We start from the raw sequence: 19,691 nt of genomic DNA on the forward strand, positions 1-19,691 counted from the left end.
GACGCGATCAGGCGATGATGTCGGGGGTGATCTGGTCTTCGATGAACGCGATGCGGTCGCGCAACAACAGCTTGCGCTTCTTCAGCCGCTGTAACCGCAATAGGTCGGGGGCAGGCGATTGATGCAGTGCATCGATCGCGGCATCGAGATCTCGGTGTTCCTGCTGCAACCGGGTGAGCTCGGCTTCGAGCTCACGCTCGTCTTCATGGGTCATGTCTGCGGTGGCCGAAAACCGATAGGCGTGTGATCTGGGCTGTGGATGCCCTGTGGAAATTATCGTCCTTGCGCGGCGGGACCGCAAGCGATCTCGGGCCGTCGCGCACCGATCTCCCGCAAGATATTTCAACGGTTCGCTGCGGCACTGCGCAAGCGCATTGATATCATGGATTTTTCCCGCGCGGTTCCGTACTCACGCCTTATTACATATGAATTTTCAAAAATGACGGAGCGACGACGGATACCCATCGACAGAACGAATCGGTGATGTAGACTTCGCCGTCCGGATCGAATCCTGAGGTTCAACCCTACCGAGGAGGTTTCGAATGACAATTCAGGCACATCTTGTTGAATTGGAGCGGAAACACAAACTTCTCGAAAACGAATTGCACGAAGCTCTCGTGCACCTTTCAACAGACGACCTGCAAATTGTTGAGTTGAAGCGCCGGAAGTTGATGGTCAAGGACCAGATCGAGCGTCTGAAGCAAGGCGATACGCTCCACTAGTAACCCCCGTAACAGTGTTGAGTTGATCGTACCCTTTCACGCAGGGATGAGAGCCTTTGCGCTCATCCCTGCTGCAAGGTGCGAGACCTCGCGCAATCATCGTTGCGCGTGGCCTAGATCTCTGCGAGCTCGGCAACGTGATCGGCGATCGCGAGCGAGGACGTCAGTCCCGGCGATTCGATGCCGAACAGGTTGATCAGGCCTGCGACGCCATGATCGCGCGGCCCCTGCATCAAAAAATCCTGCGTGGCGACCGCCGGTGGCACGATCTTCGGACGGATGCCCGAATAGCTCGGCATCAACGCGCCGTCGGGCAGCGTCGGCCAGTACTTGCGGATCGCCGGATAGAAGCGCTCGGCACGTGACGGGTCGACCTCGTAGTTGATCGTCTCGATCCACTCGACATCAGGACCGAAACGCGCCTGCCCTGCCATATCCAGCGTCAAATGCACGCCTAACCCGCCGGGCTCGGGCACCGGATAGATCAGGCGCGAGAACGGCGCCCTGGCGCTGCAGCTGAAGTAGTTTCCCTTGGCGAGATAGGCCGGCGGAATCCGGTCCAGCGGCATGCCCTCGATGTTGCGTGCGACCGTCGTTGCCGAGAGTCCCGCAGCGTTGACGAGGAGGCTGCATTGCAGCGTCATCGGCGCCTCGCCGCCGGCCTCGACTTCGATCACGCCGGCCGCCGCCTTGGCGCGGAGCAGCGGCGTGTGAAACGCGAAGGCCGCGCCGGCCTCCTCGGCCTCGCCGCGCAGCGAGAGCATGTAGGCGTGGCTGTCGATGATGCCGGTCGAGGGTGAGAGCAGCGCGGCGTCACAGGCCAGCGCAGGCTCCAGCGCGCGTGCGGCCTCTCCCGTGAGCAGCTGCATGTCGAGCACGCCATTGGCCTCGGCGTGCGCCTTGATCGATTGCAGCTTCTCGGTTTCCTTCGCGTTGGTCGCTACGATCAGCTTGCCGCAGTTCTTGTGGGGGATGCCGCGCTCGCCGCAGTAGCGGTAGAGCGCGTGCTTGCCGCTGACGCACATCCGGGCCATCCAGCTTCCGGCGCGGTAGTAGATGCCGGCATGGATCACCTCGCTGTTGCGCGAGGAGGTGATGGTGCCGATGGCCTCGGCTTCCTCGAGCACGATGACCTCGCGCCCGGCCTGCGCAAGCCTCCGGGCCACCGCAAGCCCGACGACGCCGGCTCCGATGACGATGCAGTCGACCTTATCCATGGTTGTGCAGGACGTTCGCTGGAAGCGCCGGTGGAATTGGACCTGAGAACGAGGGCTTGGGGCCGTTTTCCGTTAAGGAAGCATTTATCATGTCAGGGCAATTGCCGTATTTGGCGTCACATTTTTCTGTTGCACGTACAGGCGTTTACCCGATCCAAACCCGCGAGGCCAGACAATCCGACGTTGAAATCGCGGGTGGCTGATGGCTGAGAAGAACTGGCACGTGGGCAGCACGCTTCCGATTGCTGTGCAGGCCGTCGTGTGCCTGGCCAGCGCGGTCGCGCCTGCGCGCGCCTTTGCGCTCTCGGACGGCCTCGCCCCGCCGAGCTACATCGGCCAGCTCGATCCCAACCTGATCTGGGAAGTCCTGATCGCGGGCATCGTCGTCTGCGCGTTCCTGGCCTCCGTCGCCTTGTGGGTTCATTCGGCGCTGCGGCGGACGAGGCGGCTGCAATTGCGGCGCAACGCCTTCGTCTCCTCCGCCATGAACAATCTCAACCAGGGCGTGGTGATGACCGATGCGCAGCGGCGCATCATCTTCTGCAACGACCGCTATCTCGATATTTACGGCCTGACCCGCTCGGACCTGTGGGCCGGCATGAACGGCTACGACATCCTCGAGCTCAGGCGCAAGCGGGGCGTCCTCGGCGGCATCTCGGACGACGAATTCTACGAGAAGGCGGCAAGCCCCAACGGCCTGATCACCGAGCTGCCCGACGGGCGGGCCATCCTGGTGAAATATTTCATCCTGCCGAACGGCGGATCGGTCGCGACTCATCTCGACGTCAGCGACCAGCGCAAGCTGTCGCGGCAGCTCGCCTCCACCAAGCAGTTCCTGGAATCGGTGCTCGACCATGTGCCGGCCTGCGTGGCCGCCAAGAACATCGACGACGGTTGCTACATCTTCGCGAACAGCGCCTATGAGCGGTTCTGGGGACTGTCGCGGGACTACGCCGTCGGCAGGAATGCGCGGGAGCTGTTTGCGCCGGGCTCGGCAGCGAGCATCGAGGCGGCCGACCGTGCGGCGCTGGCGGCGCCGGATGGTCAATTCCGCAATGAATTCGAGGTCGACCGCGGCGGTGAGCGGCGCATGGTCGCCTCGATCCGGATCGTCGTCCGCAACGAGAGCAACAAGCCCGAATTCCTGCTGCTGGTGTTCGAGGACATCACCGACCGCCGCTCGCTGTCGCAGGAGCTGGAAAGCACCAAGAAGTTCCTCGAGCTCGTGGTCGATAATATCCCGGTCGCGCTGATCGTGGAGCAGGTCAAGGACGGCCGTTATCTGCTCGCCAACCGCAGCGCCGAGACGATCCTCAACCGCCGGCGCGAGGAAGCCACGGGCCTGACCGCGTCCGACATCTTCAATCCCAAGGAAGCCAAGCTGATCATCGCCCGCGACGAGGCGGCGATTAAGAAGCGTGGGATGATCACCGAGGAGCATCCGATCTCCACCAAGGACGGCCTGCGGCTGTTCCTGACCCGCCGTGCCACCGTGCTCAGCGATGCCGGCGAGCCGCAATATCTGATCAAGACCCATGAAGACGTCACCGACCGCCGGCAGACCGAGTCGCGCATGGCGCACATGGCCTACCACGACGGCCTCACCGATCTGCCCAACCGCGCCGCCTTCCTGCAGGCGCTGACCCAGATGATCGAGGCCTGCGAAGGCACCGGCGAGGAGTTCGCCGTGCTTTGCGTCGACCTCGACGGCCTCAAGGAGGTCAACGACGTCTTCGGCCATGCGCTCGGCGACAAGCTCCTGGTCGAGGTGGCCCAGCGGCTGCAGGATTCCGCCCGCGGCGGCGTGGTGGCGCGCCTGTCCGGCGACGAGTTCGGCCTGATCATCGACGGCAAGCAGCCGGAAGCGGGCCTCGCACTGGCGCAGCAGATCGGCGAAGCCGTCGCGCAGGAGTTCCAGATCGACGGCCGGCCGGTCCGTGCCGGCGTTACTACCGGCATGGCGGTCTTCCCGCACAATGGCACGGATGGCGCCTCGCTGCTCGCCAATGCCGGCGCGGCACTGTTCCGCGCCAAGCAGAAGTCGCGCGGCACGATCAGCCTCTACCAGCCGGAGATGGACCAGCAGATTCGCGATCGCCGCGTGCTGCACCAGGACCTCTCGATGGCGATCAAGAACGGCGAGCTTTCGCTCGCCTTCCAGCCGCAGGGGGCCGCGGGCCACAGCGTCGCCGAGAGCGAGATCATCGGTTTCGAGGCGCTGGCGCGCTGGCAGCATCCAGTACGCGGCCAGGTCTCGCCGGCCGAATTCATCCCGATCGCCGAGGAGAGCGGCCTGATCGTCGAAATGGGCGAGTGGATCCTGCGCGAGGCCTGCCGCGAGGCGGCGTCCTGGCCGAAGCCGCTCCAGGTCGCGGTCAATCTGTCGCCGGCGCAGTTCATGCACGGCGACGTAGTCGGGCTGGTCCACTCGATCCTGATCGAGACCGGCCTTGCGCCCGGCCGGCTCGAGCTGGAAATCACCGAGGGCGTGCTGATCGAGGATTTTGATCGCGGCTTGGCGCTGTTGCGCCGCTTGAAGGCGCTGGGCGTGCGCATCTCCATGGATGATTTCGGCAGCGGCTATTCCTCGCTGAGCTATCTCCAGGCGTTCCCGTTCGACAAGATCAAGATCGACCGCGCCTTCATCATCAATCTCGGCCGCAACCCGCAATCGGCGGCGATCGTGCGTGCCGTGATCGATCTCGGCCACGGCCTCGAAATGTCGATCATCGCCGAGGGCGTCGAGACGCTCGAACAGCTGGCCTTCCTCGCCAAGGAGGGCTGCGACGGCGTGCAGGGCTATCTGCTCGGCAAGCCGCTGCCGATCGGCAAATATGCCGATCTCGTCGGCCGCGCCGAGACCATGGAGCTTGCGCTCAAGACCGGCTAGAGCGTCCTCGAGCAAGGTGGATGCCGGTTCGCGTCAAGAAAACGCGCCGAAACAAAAATCTGGAGCCTGTTCCGATTTCATCGGAGCGGAAATGGCTCTAGTGATGAGAGGGCTTCGCTCCTTCTCGACGGCTTCATGGCGGACTATGACCTTGCGATCATCGGCGGCGGCCTGAACGGTGTCAGCCTCGCGCGCGATGCGGCCGGCCGCGGCCTGCGCGTGATTGTGTTCGAGCAGGGCGATCTCGCCGGCGCCGCGTCGTCGGCGACACCGCGGCTGATCCACGGCGACCTGTCGGTGCTGGAGCGCCGCGGCTTCTGGCGGGTACGCCGCGCGCTCGCCGAGCGCCGGATCTGGCTCGCCATCGCGCCCCACCTGGTCCGGCCGATGCGCTTCGTGATCCCCGCGCATTCCGAGGAGCGTCCGCCATGGCTCTTGCGGGCAGGTCTGTATGTTTATGACGGCCTCACGAACCGGGGCGGCCTGCCGCCGTCAGCGACCCTCGACATTACGCATCATCCGGTCGGCAACGCACTGAAACGTCCGTTCGGCACGGCGTTCGAATATTGGGACTGCGTCGTCGACGATTCCCGCCTGGTGGTGCTCACGGCGCTGGATGCCGCCGAGCGTGGCGCTGCGATCCGGACCGGGGCGCGCTGCGTGCGTGCCGATCGAACCGAGACCTGGCGGCTCGCCGTGGTCGATCGCGGCTATCGGCGTATCGTCACGGCGCGGGCCCTGGCCAACGCCACCGGCGCCTGGACCTCGATGGTCGCGGACACCGTGCTGCGGCAGCAGCAAGCCCCGATGGCGGCCATGCAGATGAGCCAGATCGTCGTGCCGCGCCTGTTCGATTCTGAAAACGTCTACGTCTTCCAGCATACTGACGGGCGGCTGATCTTCGCCCGGCCTTTCGAGCGCGACTTCACGCTGATCGGCACTGTCACCCATGCTTTCACCGGCGATCCTGCCATCGTCGCGATGCCCGGTGCCGAGGTCAGCTATCTCTGCGAGGCCGCCAGCCGCTATTTCCGCGAGCGCGTCGGGCCGACCGACGTGGTCCGCACCGTCTCCGGCGTCAACCTGGCGCTGGCGTCCGCGCGCGGGCGCGAGGGCACGACGCTGTTCCATGCGCGCCGGCGCAAGGCACCGCTGCTGACGATGTTCGGCGGCGACGTCACCACCTCGCGCCTCCGCGCAGAGCGGGCGGTGACGAAGCTGACCCCGTTCTATCCGATGTCGCCGCCCTGGACCGCCGGCGCTGCGCTGCCCGGTGGCGATTTCGCCTGGGATCGTTTCGACACCGAGGTTGACCTTGCGCGCGACCGCTGGCGCTTTCTGTCGGAGCCGGAGGCCCAGCGCCTGGTCGCGGCCTACGGCTCACGGCTGCCGGCGGTGTTCGGCGAGGCGAAGAGCCGCGACGAACTCGGCCCCGCGTTCGGACCGGAACTGACCGGCGCGGAGGTGCGCTACCTGATGACCCACGAATGGGCGCGCTTCCCCGAGGATGTCTTGTGGCGCCGCTCCAAGCTCGGCCTGACCATGCCGACGGCGGATCGTGACGCGCTGGCGGCGTTCATGGCGGGTGTGAGCTAGGTGCCGTAGCCCGGATGGAGCGAAGCGCAATCCGGGAAAGTCTTGCCTGCGATGGACCGTCCCGGATTACGCTGACGCTCCATCCGGGCTACGGGGCTGCAATGTACGAACGCCTATCTGGGACGATCTTCCCCGGGTTGAGCAAAGGCCAATCGACCGCTAGCGTGCGGCGGAATCGGGGTTGGCAGGGACCATGGCGGAAGAGTTGCCCGGAACGAATTTGGCGGCCGATGCAGCCGCCGGAGAGGCATATCCCGCGGCGGGGCAGCCGCTGCTGCGCATCGAGGGCGTGGCCAAGACCTTTGGGACGTTCCGGGCCGTGGACGGCGTGTCGCTCGACATCAAGGCTGGCGAGTTCTTTGCGCTGCTGGGCCCCAGCGGTTGCGGCAAGACCACGCTGCTGCGCATGCTCGCCGGCTTCGAGGCGCCGGACGAGGGGCGCATCCTGCTCGGCGGCAAGGATATCGCGCAGGCGCTGCCGCATGAGCGCCCGATCAACATGATGTTCCAGAATTACGCGCTGTTTCCGCACCTGTCGGTGCGCGACAACATCGCCTTCGGCCTGAAGCGTGCCGGCATGGCGCGCGCGGACATCGCTACCCGCGTTGGGGAAATGGTCGCGCTGGTGAAGCTCGATGGGCTGGAAAAGCGCAAGCCCGACCAGCTGTCCGGCGGCCAGCGCCAGCGCGTGGCACTCGCCCGCGCCCTGGCGCGCCGGCCGCAACTCCTGCTGCTCGACGAGCCGCTCGCAGCCCTCGACAAGAAGCTGCGCGAGAGCACGCAAGGCGAGCTGATGGAGCTGCAGCGCCGGCTCGGCATGACCTTCATCATCGTCACTCATGACCAGGAGGAGGCGATGACGATGGCGAGCCGGATCGGGGTGATGAAATCAGGCAAGCTCGCCCAGATCGCGCCCCCGCGCGAGCTCTACGAGGCACCGCGCTCGCGCTGGATCGCGGAGTTCGTCGGCGACATCAATCTGTTCGACGGCGAGTCCAGATTGCGCGACGGCCATCGTCTGGTCATTGGCACGCGTGATGCGGGTACGCTGGTGGTGGCCGAACCGCGCGAGCCGGTCGGCGCGGGAAGGTTCGCGGTCGCGATCCGCCCCGAGAAGGTCAAGCTGTCGCGCCGCGGCCCGGTGAGCGAGGCCGGTCGTGAGACGGCGATCAACCGGCTGGACGGCGTCATTGCCGATATCTGCTATCTCGGCGGCACCACCACCTACAAGGTGAAGCTCGATACCGGCGGGATGCTGCAGGCTTCGGTCGCCAACAGCGCACGCACCGACGTCGACGCGTACAGCCTGAATCAGAACGTCGTCGCCTGGTTCACGCCCGACGATTGCGTGGTGCTGCCGTCATGAGCTCCCGCCGCATCTTCGCACGGCCGGCGCGCTTCGCTGCGATCGCGCCCTATGTCTGGATGGCGCTGTTCTTCCTGGTGCCGTTCGCCTTCGTGCTCAAGATCAGCCTGTCGCAGACCGCGATCGCGCAGCCGCCCTACGAGCCGGTGTTTGATCTGACTGCAGGATGGGAAGCGCTCAAGGCGGCCTTTGCAGCGCTCTCGATCGACAATTTCAAACTGCTCGGCTCCGACGACATCTATGTCTTTGCTTATGTCCGCAGTCTCACCGTTGCCGTCACGGCGACCGCGCTGCTGCTCCTGATCGGCTACCCCATCGCCTATGGCATGGCGCGATTGCCAAAACGCTGGCAGGCGGTGGCGATGGTGCTGGTGATCGTGCCGTTCTGGACCTCGTTCCTGATCCGCATCTATGCCTGGATCAACATCCTCCAGCATGACGGCCTGCTCAACCAGATCCTGCTGGCGCTGCATCTGGTCAGCCAGCCCGTGGTGTGGCTCTCCACCGACACCGCGATGTATATCGGCATCGTCTATTCCTATCTGCCGTTCATGATCCTGCCGCTCTACGCCACGCTCGCCAAGATGGAGCCGGCGCTGGAGGAGGCGGCCTCCGATCTCGGTGCGCCGCCGTGGCAGGTATTCTGGCTCGTCACCTTTCCGCTGTCCTTGCCCGGCGTCGGCGCCGGCGTACTCTTGTGCTTCATCCCGATCGTCGGCGAGTTCGTGATTCCGGATCTCTTGGCCGGCTCCAATTCGCTGATGATCGGCCAGACCCTGTGGCTCGAATTCTTCACCAACAAGGACTGGCCGGTCGCCTCCGCCGCGGCCATCGTGCTGCTCGTCGTGCTGCTGGTGCCTCTCTTGCTGTATGAGCGGCTGCAGAAGCGGCAGCTCGAACAGGGGCGCTGAGATGATGCGCAAGGTCTCCCGCCTGTCCCGCTTCAATATCGCCTCGCTGGCGCTCGGGCTGGCGTTTCTCTATTTGCCCATCCTGATCCTCGTGCTCTATTCCTTCAACACCTCGCGTCTGGTGACGGTGTGGGGCGGCTGGTCGCTGCGCTGGTATCGCGAATTCTTCAACGACCGCGCCATGATCGAGGCGGTCTGGATGAGCCTGAGGGTCGCGGTCGCCTCCGCGACCATCGCCACGCTGCTCGGCACACTCGCGGCGGTGGCGCTGTCGCGCGGCGAGCGCTTTCGCGGCCGCACGTTGTTCTCCGGCATGCTCTATGCGCCGCTGGTGATGCCGGAGGTGATCACCGGATTGTCGCTGCTGCTGCTGTTCGTGGCGCTGAACGCCGAGCGCGGCTTCTGGACGGTGACGATCGCCCACACCACGCTGACGATGTGCTTCGTCGCGGTGGTCGTGCAGTCCCGCCTCGGCTCGCTCGATCGCTCGCTGGAGGAGGCGGCAATGGACCTCGGCTGCAACCCGGTCCGCGCATTCGTCGCCGTCACCCTGCCGCTGATCGCGCCCGCGATCGTCGCCGGTTGGATGCTGGCGTTCACGCTGTCGCTGGACGATCTCGTGATCGCGAGCTTCACCACCGGCCCCGGCTCGGCAACGCTGCCGATCCGGATCTATTCGGAGGTGCGGCTCGGGGTGAAGCCCGAGATCAACGCGATCTGCACGCTGGTGATCGCCCTGATCGCGGTCGTCATCGTCATCGCCTCGCTGGCCTCGAAACTCTCGAGCTCGCAGGGCGAGAGCGCCGCGCCGCTGTAGGAGGGAGACGGGCCATGATGTTCACCTATCAGGTCCTGATCCACACGCCGCTCTGGGTTTGGATGCTACTGGCTTATCTTGTTTGGCAGGGCATCAAGGCGATGCAGCGGCGCACGACATCGATCTGGCGGGCGTTGATTGTGCCGGTCGTGTTCATCGTCTGGGGCGTCTCACGGATCGGCCTCGGACATCAGGACAGTTCATGGCCGATGGTCGCCTGGACCGCGGCCGCGCTTGCTCTGTTGCCGGTCGGCGTACTGACGCCGCGTCCGTTCGACGTGGATCATAAGACAGGCGAGATCATCCGTCCCGGCAGCAACTTCGCCTTGATCCGCAATCTCATCGTGTTTGTCTTGCAATACGCGGTTGGTGTGATTTCGGCGATCGATGCCAGCGACCGCGCGCTTGCGATCATCATCGGACGTGCCGTCTCCGGCGCCACCGCCGGCTATTTCATCGGCTCGACCATCGCGCTGCTGGTCGCGTATCGACGCAAGCGCGCGGAGGAATGATCGGCGCAACCGAAGTGCAGGGTGAAGCCGAACGCCTGTGGTGCTCAGGCACCGCCTGACATAGTTAACAATTCATATAGCTTATCTGGCTATCGTCGCCTTGCTTGGGGAAGAGGGGCGATGAAGCGGCTTTATATTGGTGTGGCCAGCACGGTTCTGGCGTTACTCTGTCTTGCTGTTCAGCCGTCGGCCGGTGCGACGCAGATGGTGTCGCTCGTGTACAACGGCTCGCCGCAGTCGCCGCAGCAGATCGGCTCCGACGAATTTCGCCGCAAGCTCGCCGAGATCGCACAGGGCCGTGTCATCCTCGATGAACGCGCTGGCAACGCGATGGGCAGCGAGACGGCGATCCTGGCCGCCATGCGCAGCGGCGTGGTCGACATGGCGACGCTGTCGGGCTCGGTGGTCAGCTCGGCCGTGCCGGAGTTCGGCGTCTTCGACGTGCCGTTCCTGTTCCGCGATGCGGCGCAGGCCAAGGCAGTCGCAGAGGGCCCGGTCGGCGCGCTGTTCGCCAAGCATTTCGCCGACAAGGGGTTGGTGCTGCTCGCGATCGGCAAGCAGGGCTTTCGCAATGTCACGAATTCGAAGCGGCCGATTCATTCGCCTGCGGACCTCCGCGGCCTGAAGATCCGCGTGCTGCCGAACGAGGTCTATCAGATGACCTTCAAGGCGCTGGGCGCCGAGGTCGTGCCGATGGAGTTCACGCTGGTCTATTCCGCGCTGAAGGACGGTCGCATCGACGGGCAGGAGAACCCGGTCGCGACGATCGCCGCCAGCCATCTCGAGGAAGTGCAGAAATATGCCAGCCTGACCGGCCATTTCTTCGCGCCGATCGCCTTCGTCGCCAATCGCGAGGTGTTCCAGGCCCTGAAGCCCGCCGACCAGGCCGCCATCATCGCCGCGGCCAAGGCCGGTGCGGAGGCGACCTGGCAGAGTGGCGTCGCGGAGGAGACGAAGAAGCTGGAGGAGCTGCGCAAGGGCGGCATGGAGATCATCGAGAAGGTCGATCGCCAGCCCTTCATCGACGCCGTGAAGTCCCTGGAGCCCGAATTCGAGAAGCGCTTCGGCAAGGATCTGCTCGCCCGGATCCGGGCTACGCCGTAATCGCGGGAAACATCATGAACCTGTCATTGCTCCTGTCGCGCATCGGCATCCGCCCGCGTATCTTCGGCGGCTTCGCGCTGGTCCTGGGTTTCCTCTGCGTGTTGGCGCTGCTCGCCGTCATGCGGCTGTCCGAGATCGGCGGCACCGTCGGCGAGCTCGTCACCAGCGCCGATGGCGATGCCGGCATGGCGCGGGTGCATGCCGCGCTGCTCTCGTCGAATGTCGCGGTCGAGAAATTCGTCCGCACGCGCAATCTCGGCGACCGCGATAGCGCCACGAAGGCGATCGACGGCTTTGGCCAGACCTTCGACCAGGTCGACCAGCAATTCGCTCGCCTGCCGGCGATTGCCGCTGGCCGGAGCGCGCTGGTGGACGCGCTTGGCACCTATCGACAATCCTTCACGGCGGTCGCCGCCGCCGTCGATCGTCTGCGCACCGCCAGCACCAGGAGCGAGGCGCTCGGCGCCTCGGCAGGTCTCGCCGTCGGCGCGATCAATGTGACGCTCGCCAACCAGCCCGACCGCCTGCTCCAGCCGCTGCGCCTGGCCGGCACGGTGGATGCGATACGCGTCGCGATGCTGCGTTTCACCATCACCCAGGCCCAGGTCGACGCCGACGATAGCGGGCTGACGATCGGCTATGCACTGGCCGCGGTGGCCGATAGCGAGGCGGAGATCGCCGATGCCGAGGCGCCGCGATTGAAGTATCTGATCGCGGCCCTGAAGAAGGTGCTCGCCGATCAATCGGCGACGCTGAAGGAGCTTGCTGCCGCGATGAGCGAGCTGCGCAAGGCGCAGGCCGATCTCGTCAAATCCAGCAGCGCGATCGATGCCAAGGCGGCCGAGATCAGCCGGGCCCTCGGCGCGACGCGCACCGAGCAGAGCCGGCTGACGGCTGGATCGGTCGATCAAACCCGCAATCTCGTGTTCACGGTGGCCACTGCCGCGCTCGTCCTGGGCGCATTGCTGGCCTGGCTGATCGGACGCAGCGTGTCGCGCCCCATCGGCCAGATGACCTTGCGCATGCAGAGCCTTGCGGCGGGTGAGCTCGACGAGGCGATCCCGGGCGGCGAGCGTGGCGACGAAATTGGTCACATGGCCGGCGCGGTCGAGGTGTTCCGCCAGAGCGCGCAGACCGTCCGGCGCATGGAGCAGGACGCTGCCGCGCAGCGTGCCGCGGCCGACACGGAACGCGCGGCGATGATGACGCAGCTCGCAGATCGCTTCGATCGCGGCATGGAGGGCGTCATTGGCGGCGTCTCGAGCCGTGCCGAAGAGATGGGGCAGAGCGCCGGAAGTCTTGCGCGAGTCGCCGAGCGGGGGCGCTCGCTTGCCGAGCAGGTCGCCGCGACATCGGCCCAGGCGTCCTCGAATGTGCAGACCGTTGCGGCGGCGACGCATCAACTCGCCGCCTCGATCAAGGAGATTTCCAGCCAGGTCGCCCGTTCCGTATCGGTATCGGATCAGGCCAAGGAGGAGGCCTCACGGACCGAGGCGCTGATGCGGGCGCTGTCGGATTCAGCCGAGCGGATCGGTACGGTGGTCCAGCTGATCCAGGCGATCGCGAGCCAGACCAACCTTCTTGCGCTCAACGCCACGATCGAATCGGCACGGGCCGGCGATGCCGGCAAGGGTTTTGCCGTGGTCGCCAACGAGGTGAAGAGCCTCGCAACCCAGACCGCGCGCGCCACCGAGGAGATCGCAGGGCTCGTCGCCGAGATCCAGGGCTCGACCGGACAGTCGGTCGCTGCGATCGGCCAGATCGGCAGAACCATCGCCGAGATGACGGAGATCGCGACGACGATTGCCTCCGCCGTCGAGGAGCAGGGGGCCGCAACCAGCGAGATCGCGCGCAATGTCGAGCAGGCCGCGAACGGGACAGCGGCGGTCACCGACCAGGTCGGCGCGGTCCGCACCGTGGCCGGCGAGACCGATGCCGGCGCCGAAGCCGCACTCACGGCCGCCTCGGCCTTGCAGGATCAGGCACGCGCGCTCAAGAAGGACGTGGCGGAGTTCCTGCAGACCGTGCGCAAGGCGGGGTGATCAGCGCGACCGGGGGGCTCGTTTCGCGGCTTTTGGGCCGGTAGAGCGCGACCGCGTCGTTGTCATCACGACGGGCCCGACGTAGCGCGCGCGCACTGTGCCCTGGATAGCGGATCCGAGCTGGCGCAGCGCGAGGCTGTTGAGCGGAAACTCCAGCAGGATGTGGATCAGGCTGAGCGCCAGCAGGAAGGTGAAGCCGAACGCATAGTCGTAGAAATACAGCGCGGTGGACGCCGCGCTGGCAGCGGCCATCGCCGCCAGCCGTGCCTTCGGCACCTCGGCCCAGCGGATCACGTCGGCTTTGATGAACCAGTTGAGGTAGTGATAGGTGTAGACGAAGGCGAGCAGGCTGGTCAGCCTGGTGTCGAGCACGAGCCCGGGCACGCCGAACAGCCGGCTAAGTGCCGGGCCGACATTGCCGAAATAGTCCTGCCCGACGCGGGCAAAGCTCGCGATCCGGATTTCGGCGGCCGGCGGCAGCAGCAGGATCGTGGCGATTGCGACGAGGTAGATCACCACCAGCGCGGCCTGCACGCGGCTGCCGGACCGATAGGCGCCGAGCACCATGAAGATCAGCGTGAACAGCGAGACGTGGATGAGCGTCGGGATCAGGATGCCGATGACGGCGAGCGACGATCCGCTCGAATACATGATCGCGGACAGCGCGATCGCCACCATGAACAGCAGCATGCTCTCGATCGCCGTGGCGGTCGCCGCCAGCATGGCGCAGACGACCAGCGCGCCCCACATCGCGAAGCCGAACCACGAGGCGTTGTCGATCAGGGCCGCGACCACGGCGACGATGGCCAGGACCACCGCAATCCCGCGGTGAGGCAGGTAGTAGCTGCGGTCGTGCAGCCACGAGATCTCGGTGAAATAATGTGCGGGGCCGAGCACGACATAGGCCAGCAGCAACAGCTCGAACGGCACCAGATAGGCGGCAGCGAGCGCCAGCAGCATCAGGCCGAGATGGATCGCGTCGTTGCTGCGCATGCTGCCGTGCCCCGTAACATTGGGGCATGGAGGTTAAAGCAGACGCAGACAACCCGCAATTGCCCGCGTTGTCGCTCAAGCGCTGTGCTTGCGACGACCCGGTGCGTCCTGTCGCGTCAGGACTTCACCGCACCCGCCGTGAGCCCGCCCACCATGTAGCGGCGGAAGGCGTAATAGACCGCGGCCGGCGGCAGCGCGTAGATGAAGCCGGTGGTCATCAGTAGCTCCCACGGCGAGTCGTCGGCGGCGAGGAAGTTGCCGAGCGCGACGGGGAGGGTGATCTCGCGGTCGTTCGACAGCAGCAGGAACGCGTAGAGATATTCGTTCCAGGCGAGCAGCACCGCATAGGTGCCGATCGCGACGAGCGAGGGCATCATCAGCGGCAGATAGACCAGGCGGAAGATCTGCAGCGTGGTGGCGCCGTCCATGACCGCGGCTTCATCCAGCTCCACCGGCAGCTTGTCGGAGGCCTGCTTGAGCACCCAGATCGCGTAAGGCGAGGCGATCGTCACCATGGCCAGGATCAGCGACCAGTGATTGTTGAGCAGGCCGTAATTGCCCATGGTGCGATACATCGGCACCGCGAGGAACGCCGCGGGGATGAAATAGGTGAAGAGCGCGAGGTTCAGCACCATGCGCCCGCCCGGCACTTTCAGCCGCGAGATCGAGAACGCCGCGGCCGTGGCGATGAACAGCGTCAGCACGCCGACGGCTGCTGCGATCAGCGTCGAATTCCAGAACTGGACGTAGAAGTCGCGCAGGAAGTAGTGCTGCTGCTTGAACACGATCTCGAAGTTGTGCAGCGTCGGATGGTCCGGCCACAGCTTGCCCGAGAACGCGTCCTCCTTGGGCGAGATCGCGAACAGGAACATGTGGTAGATCGGGATCATCGTCCACAGGAAGACGGGAATGCCGATCAGGAGCAGCCGCGCTTCCGTCGCGACGTCACGGAGAGAGGGAAGCTTCATCGCGACAACCGTTTCATCATGAAGTACACGAGCGGCAGGACGAACGGCATCGCGCAGACGATGGAGGCCATCGCGAGCGAGAGCTGGTCGAGCCGGAGATAGCGGATACCGAGCGTCGCCAGCACGTGCGTGAGGTCGGCCGGGCCACCGCCGGTGAGGAGGTAGACGCTGTTGAAATCGCCCAGCGTCCAGATCATCGAGAGCAGCGTGCAGGTCACGTAGAGCGTCTGCATCGACGGCCAGGTGATGAAGCGGAATTTCTGCCACCAACTCGCGCCGTCCACTTCGGCGGCCTCGAACAGGTCGTGCGAGATCGCAAGGCGTCCGGTGATCAGGATCAGCGTCCAGAACGGCAGCGACTTCCAGATGTGCACGCCGATCGCCATGCTGAGCGCCACGGCCGGGTCGTTCAGCCAGTTCGGGCCGTCATCGCCGGTGAAGGAGAAGATCAGGTGGTTGATGACGCCCCATTCGGGATTGAACATGAAGCGCACCGACAGGATGGTCGGGATCGACGGCACCGCCCAGGGCAGAATGAAGATCACCGAGAGCCATTTGATCCAGGTGCGCTGCATGGCGAAGAAGCCGGACAGGAACAGCGCGATCAGCATCTTGATGTTGATGCCGATGACCAGGAAGATCAGCGTGTTGACTGCGGCACGCGCAAAGATCGGATCGTTGTACAGTGCGACATAGTTCGCGGGGTCCCGCGCCAGCCACAGCCCGTAGCAGACGGGATAGACGACGAAGGCAAGGAAAACCAGCAGATAGGGCGCGAGCAGAATAATGCCCCAGACCTGCGCCGGGGTCAGCCGCGACGACAGGGGCGGGCCGGGGAGTGCCTGATCGCCAGAGAGCGTGATCGCCATTCTTTTCGGACTCTTTGAAAGGACTTCCGGCCGCACGAGGCGGCCGGTGTTAGCGTTTCGCCTCTCCCCGCGAGATGCGGGGAGAGGAAGGGATATACCTTAACCCGCGACCTGCTTGATGCGGGCGATCAGTTCGTCGACGGCTTTGTCGACAGGAACCTTCTCGCTGACGACGCGGTTCATCGCCTTCGCCCACACGTTTTCGTTGTTGAGGATCGTGAACTTCCAGTTCTTGGTGAAGTCGAACGCCGCGGTGCCACCCTTGAACTGCGCATAGACGGCCTTGCGGTGCTTGTCAGCCTGCCAGAACGGGCTTTCCTGGCTTTCCTTCGTCACCGGGAACCAGCGGCCGAGTGCGCCCTCGATATAGGGACGGACGTTTTCTTCCTGGAGCAGGAAGCTGATGAACTGCTTGGCCTCGGCCTTGTTCTTGGCCGCGGTGAAGATCAGTCCGGTCTTGACGTCGGAGCGGTAGCGGATGGTCGAGCCATCAGGCGCCTTCGGGAAGGACGCCGTGACGATGTCCTGCTCGTAGGCCTTCTTGCCGGCGTCGCGCTGCTCCTGGGTCAGGGCCTGGTTCTGCGAGTCCTCGAACCACTTCGCCGCGATCGAGATCGTGAAGTTGTGGGTCATCACGATGGTCTTGTTGTGGAAGGCGACGTTGTTGTCCGGATCCTTCCAGGTCGTCGAGGAGGGCGGCGTGCAGCCCTTGATGTAGGTGTCGGTGTAGTCCTTCATCGCCTTGATCAGGTTCTCGCGAACCGTGGGATCGTCGACCAGGAGCTTGCCGTCGTTGTCGACCAGCTTGACGTGGTAGGCGTCCATGAAGGTGTAGAACGACTGGAAGGCGTCGGTGGATTCCACGCCCATCGGCTGGCCGACGGCGTAGATGCGCTGGCCGGTGGCCTTGCGGATCGCCGGCTGCACCTTGTCGCACCAGAACGTCCAGTAGCCCGTCCAGTCGTTCGGGATGTCGCTCTGCTTGAAGCCGGCCTTCTCCAGCATGTCGTTCCAGATCTGGACGTGCATGCTCTGCTGCTTCAGCGGGAAGCCGTAATAGGCCTTCTTCTTGGCGACGTCGTTATAGAGGATCGAGGCGTCCAGCGTGTTCTGCACGAACCGGTCCTTGATCGGCTCCATGACGTCCGAGAGGTCCTCGAGCTTGCCCTCGTAGGCCCACTTGCCCTGCGCCTGCACGTCATAGGAATCGGAATAGGCCACGTCGGGCACGGTGCCGGCATCGAGCGCGGCAACCGTCTTCGGAATCATGTCCTGGATCGCGTATTGCGACAATTCGACCTTGATGCCGGTCTTGGCTTCGAATTTCTTGATCGTATCGATCAGCGCGTCGTCTTCGGAGCGATAGAAGCCCTTGCCCCACCAGACCGTAATCGTCTTCTGCTGCGCAAAGGCGGGTGCAGTGACCGCGAACAGCCCAACCGCAGCGACCGCCAGTGACACTGCGCCAATAACCTTGGATCTCACGTTTTTCTCCCTCAAACGGCCGGTGTTTTTAACCGGTCGTGTAAAACACTAGCGCATGGCGGAGAGCCGATCTAGCGGCATCTTGTCAGACCTAGGTCGTGGGCCTTGCGCCGGAGGAGATGCTTAACGTGCGCATCGATCCAATCGCCGCATCAATTCGCCCGGATCAATTCGCTCTGGTCGGCCGCTGCCGGCCGATCGGCGCTCAATGATGTGGCACTAGTTCGACTTGGCGTTTTCCTTGGCGTTTTCTTTGGCGTTCTCCGCCGTCGGCGATTCCGCCGGTGCGGGACGCTTGCCTGCGCCGGTGATGCGCTCGATTGCGGAGCGCACGGCATCGCTTCCCTTGCGGTCCTTCAGCATGTCGAGCAGCGGCGCGGAAGCCGGCGAGCGGCGGATCAGGCTTTCCGGATCGGGGAAGATCAGGGGATCATCCCAGGGCCCCTGCACCACGAAGGGCAACTCGAAGCCCGATGAGCTGTTGAGGCTCGCGACGCCCTTCATGTCGTATTCGCGCGTCGGCACCGATGCGGTGCCGGTGAGCGTGATCTTCGCCGTCGGCCCTTCGACGCGGATGTCTTCGGCGGTGGCGATGCCGTCGGAGAATTTTACCGCGATGGTGAGCTTGTCGTAGGGGGTCGAGCCGCTGCGGAAATTGCCGCCGCCCGACAGCGGCCGCCGCTCCAGCCGCTTCAGCAGCTGCTCGGCGTTGAAGCCCGAGATCGCGCCGTCATGCCCGGTGACCGTGGCGCTGCCGTCGAGCGACTGAACGAGGCCGAACGGGCTCGAGCCGGAGGCAAGGAGGGAGACGTTGATGTTGCCGCGGCCGGACAGCTTGTTGAGGCCGAACAGCTCGGTGGCGCAGGCCTGCAGATCGACGTCGGTGAACTGGAATTGCGCCTTGATGTCGGCGACGCTGTCGGTGCGGGCGATGCCGAACGAACCCTTGGCGATGCCGCCGTAGACCTGGGCCTCGCCGACCGAGAGCGCCAGCGTGCCGTTGCGCAAATTGGCGCCGATCGCGGTGCGGCCGAGCTTCGTCGGTCCGACGGTCAGCCGCGCCGCCGACAGGCGCATGTCGAGGTCGGTGGTCGACAGCCCGTTGAGATCGAACAGCTGCCTGTTCCAGTCGCGGGCGCCGCTCGCGAGCAGGCGGAAGGTCGAAATATAAGGTGTGAAGTCGAGTGCGTCGGCGGCGAGCGTCGCCTGCAGCGTCTGCCGGCCGTTATTGGCGTAGGTCATGACGCCCTCGGCGGTGTTGCCGTCGAGCTCGACATTGACATTGGTGAGCGCGATCGAGGCGCCCACCACGTTGGCGCGCGCTTTCAGCGCGAAGCGGCCAAAGCCGCCGCTGGCCGGCTGCGGCTGTCCGGTCCAGCGCAGCGCGTTGCGCAGGGACGGGCTGTCGATGGTGAGCGTGCCCTCCATCATCGGGCTGGTGCGGTTGGCGACGCTGCCGTCGAAGGCGAGCTTGAGCGGCGCGCTCGCGATCCGCGCCTTCAGGCCGGACCGGTCGCCCGAGAGGGCGGCGACGAAATCGGAGAAGCTGATCGAGCCGTCGACCCGCTCGCCCCGCCAGTCGAACTGCCCGGTTGCGGCAAAGGAGCGCGAGATCGACGGCCAGGCCAGCGACAGGTCGATGTCCTCGAACTTCTCGGTGGCGCGGGTGGCGGCGTCCTCGTAATTGAGCAGGCCGTCCTGGATCCTGATCTCGGAGAACGACACCTGGTTGTCGGCCCCGGGCTTCATGGTGCGGGCAATGGTCTGGATGAAGGGCGTCCAGTTGCTCTCGCCGTCCGGCTTGAGGCTGACATGGATGCGCGGCCTGAGCAGCGTCAGGTCGGCGATCTCGAACCGTTGCAGCAGCAGCGGTAACAGCCGCAGATTGGCGGTGAGCACGTCGACATGGAGCGCGGGATCGCTGGTGCCGCCACCCTTCAGGCCGACGTCATGGAAGGAGATGTAGCTCGCCGGCAGCACCGAAATGTCGATGCTGCCTGCGACATTGAGCTCCAGGCCCGTGACGTCGCGGATCTGCGCCTCCACCGCCTTGCGCAGCGCGTCGCGGTTGATGAGCCATGAGGTCGCGACCAGGGCGATCAGCGCGATGCCGAGCAGCGCCGCGATCGGCGTCCCGAGGCGCTTCATTCCTTGGGCCATGGTCAATGGCATGTCCTGATCGGGTTGGTTGTTGGGTCC

16 protein-coding genes are annotated in these 19,691 nt (G+C 65.0%); 9 read left to right on the forward strand and 7 right to left on the reverse strand.

All coding sequences use genetic code 11. The annotated features are described in order from the left end of the window. Positions 1 to 7: 7 nt before the first annotated feature. Positions 8 to 214: a YdcH family protein gene (locus IQ16_RS11670; RefSeq protein ID WP_018641547.1), complete on the reverse strand. Its 207-nt coding sequence runs from the start codon at positions 212 to 214 to the stop codon at positions 8 to 10. A gap of 328 nt (positions 215 to 542) precedes the next feature. On the opposite strand from IQ16_RS11670, the gene IQ16_RS11675 reads away from it, so the two are divergent. Continuing rightward, entirely contained in the window at positions 543 to 722 is a 180-nt protein-coding gene (locus IQ16_RS11675; protein WP_025034152.1) for a YdcH family protein, read from the forward strand. A gap of 113 nt (positions 723 to 835) precedes the next feature. Here the strand turns inward: IQ16_RS11675 and IQ16_RS11680 are convergent, their stop codons facing one another. After that, on the reverse strand, positions 836 to 1,939 hold the full coding sequence (locus IQ16_RS11680; protein WP_018641546.1) for an NAD(P)/FAD-dependent oxidoreductase: 1,104 nt from the start codon (positions 1,937 to 1,939) through the stop codon (positions 836 to 838). Positions 1,940 to 2,141: 202 nt separating this feature from the next. Between IQ16_RS11680 and IQ16_RS11685 the strand changes: the two genes are divergently transcribed. The 8 genes from IQ16_RS11685 to IQ16_RS11720 all read left to right on the forward strand — a co-directional run bounded on the left by IQ16_RS11685 (position 2,142) and on the right by IQ16_RS11720 (position 13,177). Beyond that, positions 2,142 to 4,829: a sensor domain-containing protein gene (locus tag IQ16_RS11685; protein WP_018641545.1), complete on the forward strand. Its 2,688-nt coding sequence runs from the start codon at positions 2,142 to 2,144 to the stop codon at positions 4,827 to 4,829. A 135-nt stretch (positions 4,830 to 4,964) separates the two neighbouring features. After that, positions 4,965 to 6,425, forward strand: a complete 1,461-nt coding sequence (locus IQ16_RS11690; RefSeq protein ID WP_018641544.1) for a glycerol-3-phosphate dehydrogenase — start codon at positions 4,965 to 4,967, stop codon at positions 6,423 to 6,425. Between the two features lie 193 nt (positions 6,426 to 6,618). After that, entirely contained in the window at positions 6,619 to 7,791 is a 1,173-nt protein-coding gene (locus tag IQ16_RS11695) for an ABC transporter ATP-binding protein (protein ID WP_018641543.1), read from the forward strand. Then, complete coding sequence (locus IQ16_RS11700) at positions 7,788 to 8,702, forward strand: ABC transporter permease (RefSeq protein ID WP_018641542.1); 915 nt, start codon at positions 7,788 to 7,790, stop codon at positions 8,700 to 8,702. The genes IQ16_RS11695 and IQ16_RS11700 overlap by 4 nt, the downstream gene beginning before the upstream one ends. Before the next feature lie 4 nt (positions 8,703 to 8,706). Beyond that, entirely contained in the window at positions 8,707 to 9,519 is an 813-nt protein-coding gene (locus IQ16_RS11705) for an ABC transporter permease (protein ID WP_026311772.1), read from the forward strand. A 14-nt stretch (positions 9,520 to 9,533) separates the two neighbouring features. Continuing rightward, a complete protein-coding gene (locus IQ16_RS11710) occupies positions 9,534 to 10,031 on the forward strand; it encodes a DUF6622 family protein (RefSeq protein ID WP_018641540.1) in 498 nt (165 codons plus the stop codon). 120 nt (positions 10,032 to 10,151) lie between these two features. Further along, positions 10,152 to 11,135, forward strand: coding sequence for a TRAP transporter substrate-binding protein (locus IQ16_RS11715; protein ID WP_026311771.1), 984 nt, complete (start codon positions 10,152 to 10,154; stop codon positions 11,133 to 11,135). Positions 11,136 to 11,149: 14 nt separating this feature from the next. Further along, the gene (locus IQ16_RS11720; RefSeq protein ID WP_018641538.1) at positions 11,150 to 13,177 is read left to right on the forward strand and encodes a methyl-accepting chemotaxis protein; all 2,028 of its coding nucleotides are present in this window, start codon (positions 11,150 to 11,152) and stop codon (positions 13,175 to 13,177) included. Here the strand turns inward: IQ16_RS11720 and IQ16_RS11725 are convergent, their stop codons facing one another. The 5 genes from IQ16_RS11725 to IQ16_RS11745 all read right to left on the reverse strand — a co-directional run bounded on the left by IQ16_RS11725 (position 13,178) and on the right by IQ16_RS11745 (position 19,652). After that, positions 13,178 to 14,170 (reverse strand): hypothetical protein, encoded by a 993-nt coding sequence (locus IQ16_RS11725; RefSeq protein ID WP_145831470.1) that lies wholly within the window; start codon positions 14,168 to 14,170, stop codon positions 13,178 to 13,180. It abuts the gene before it with no gap. A 116-nt stretch (positions 14,171 to 14,286) separates the two neighbouring features. Further along, positions 14,287 to 15,138, reverse strand: coding sequence for a carbohydrate ABC transporter permease (locus IQ16_RS11730; RefSeq protein ID WP_018641536.1), 852 nt, complete (start codon positions 15,136 to 15,138; stop codon positions 14,287 to 14,289). Continuing rightward, complete coding sequence (locus IQ16_RS11735; protein ID WP_018641535.1) at positions 15,135 to 16,007, reverse strand: carbohydrate ABC transporter permease; 873 nt, start codon at positions 16,005 to 16,007, stop codon at positions 15,135 to 15,137. Before IQ16_RS11735 ends, IQ16_RS11730 begins: the two co-directional genes overlap by 4 nt. Positions 16,008 to 16,106: 99 nt before the next feature. Continuing rightward, positions 16,107 to 17,492, reverse strand: a complete 1,386-nt coding sequence (locus IQ16_RS11740) for an ABC transporter substrate-binding protein (RefSeq protein WP_020607807.1) — start codon at positions 17,490 to 17,492, stop codon at positions 16,107 to 16,109. A 219-nt stretch (positions 17,493 to 17,711) separates the two neighbouring features. Next, entirely contained in the window at positions 17,712 to 19,652 is a 1,941-nt protein-coding gene (locus IQ16_RS11745) for an AsmA family protein (protein ID WP_018641533.1), read from the reverse strand. Between the last annotated feature and the right edge of the window lie 39 nt (positions 19,653 to 19,691).

It is taken from the genome of Bradyrhizobium huanghuaihaiense, assembly GCF_007830635.1.
In the GTDB taxonomy this organism is placed as follows: domain Bacteria; phylum Pseudomonadota; class Alphaproteobacteria; order Rhizobiales; family Xanthobacteraceae; genus Bradyrhizobium; species Bradyrhizobium huanghuaihaiense.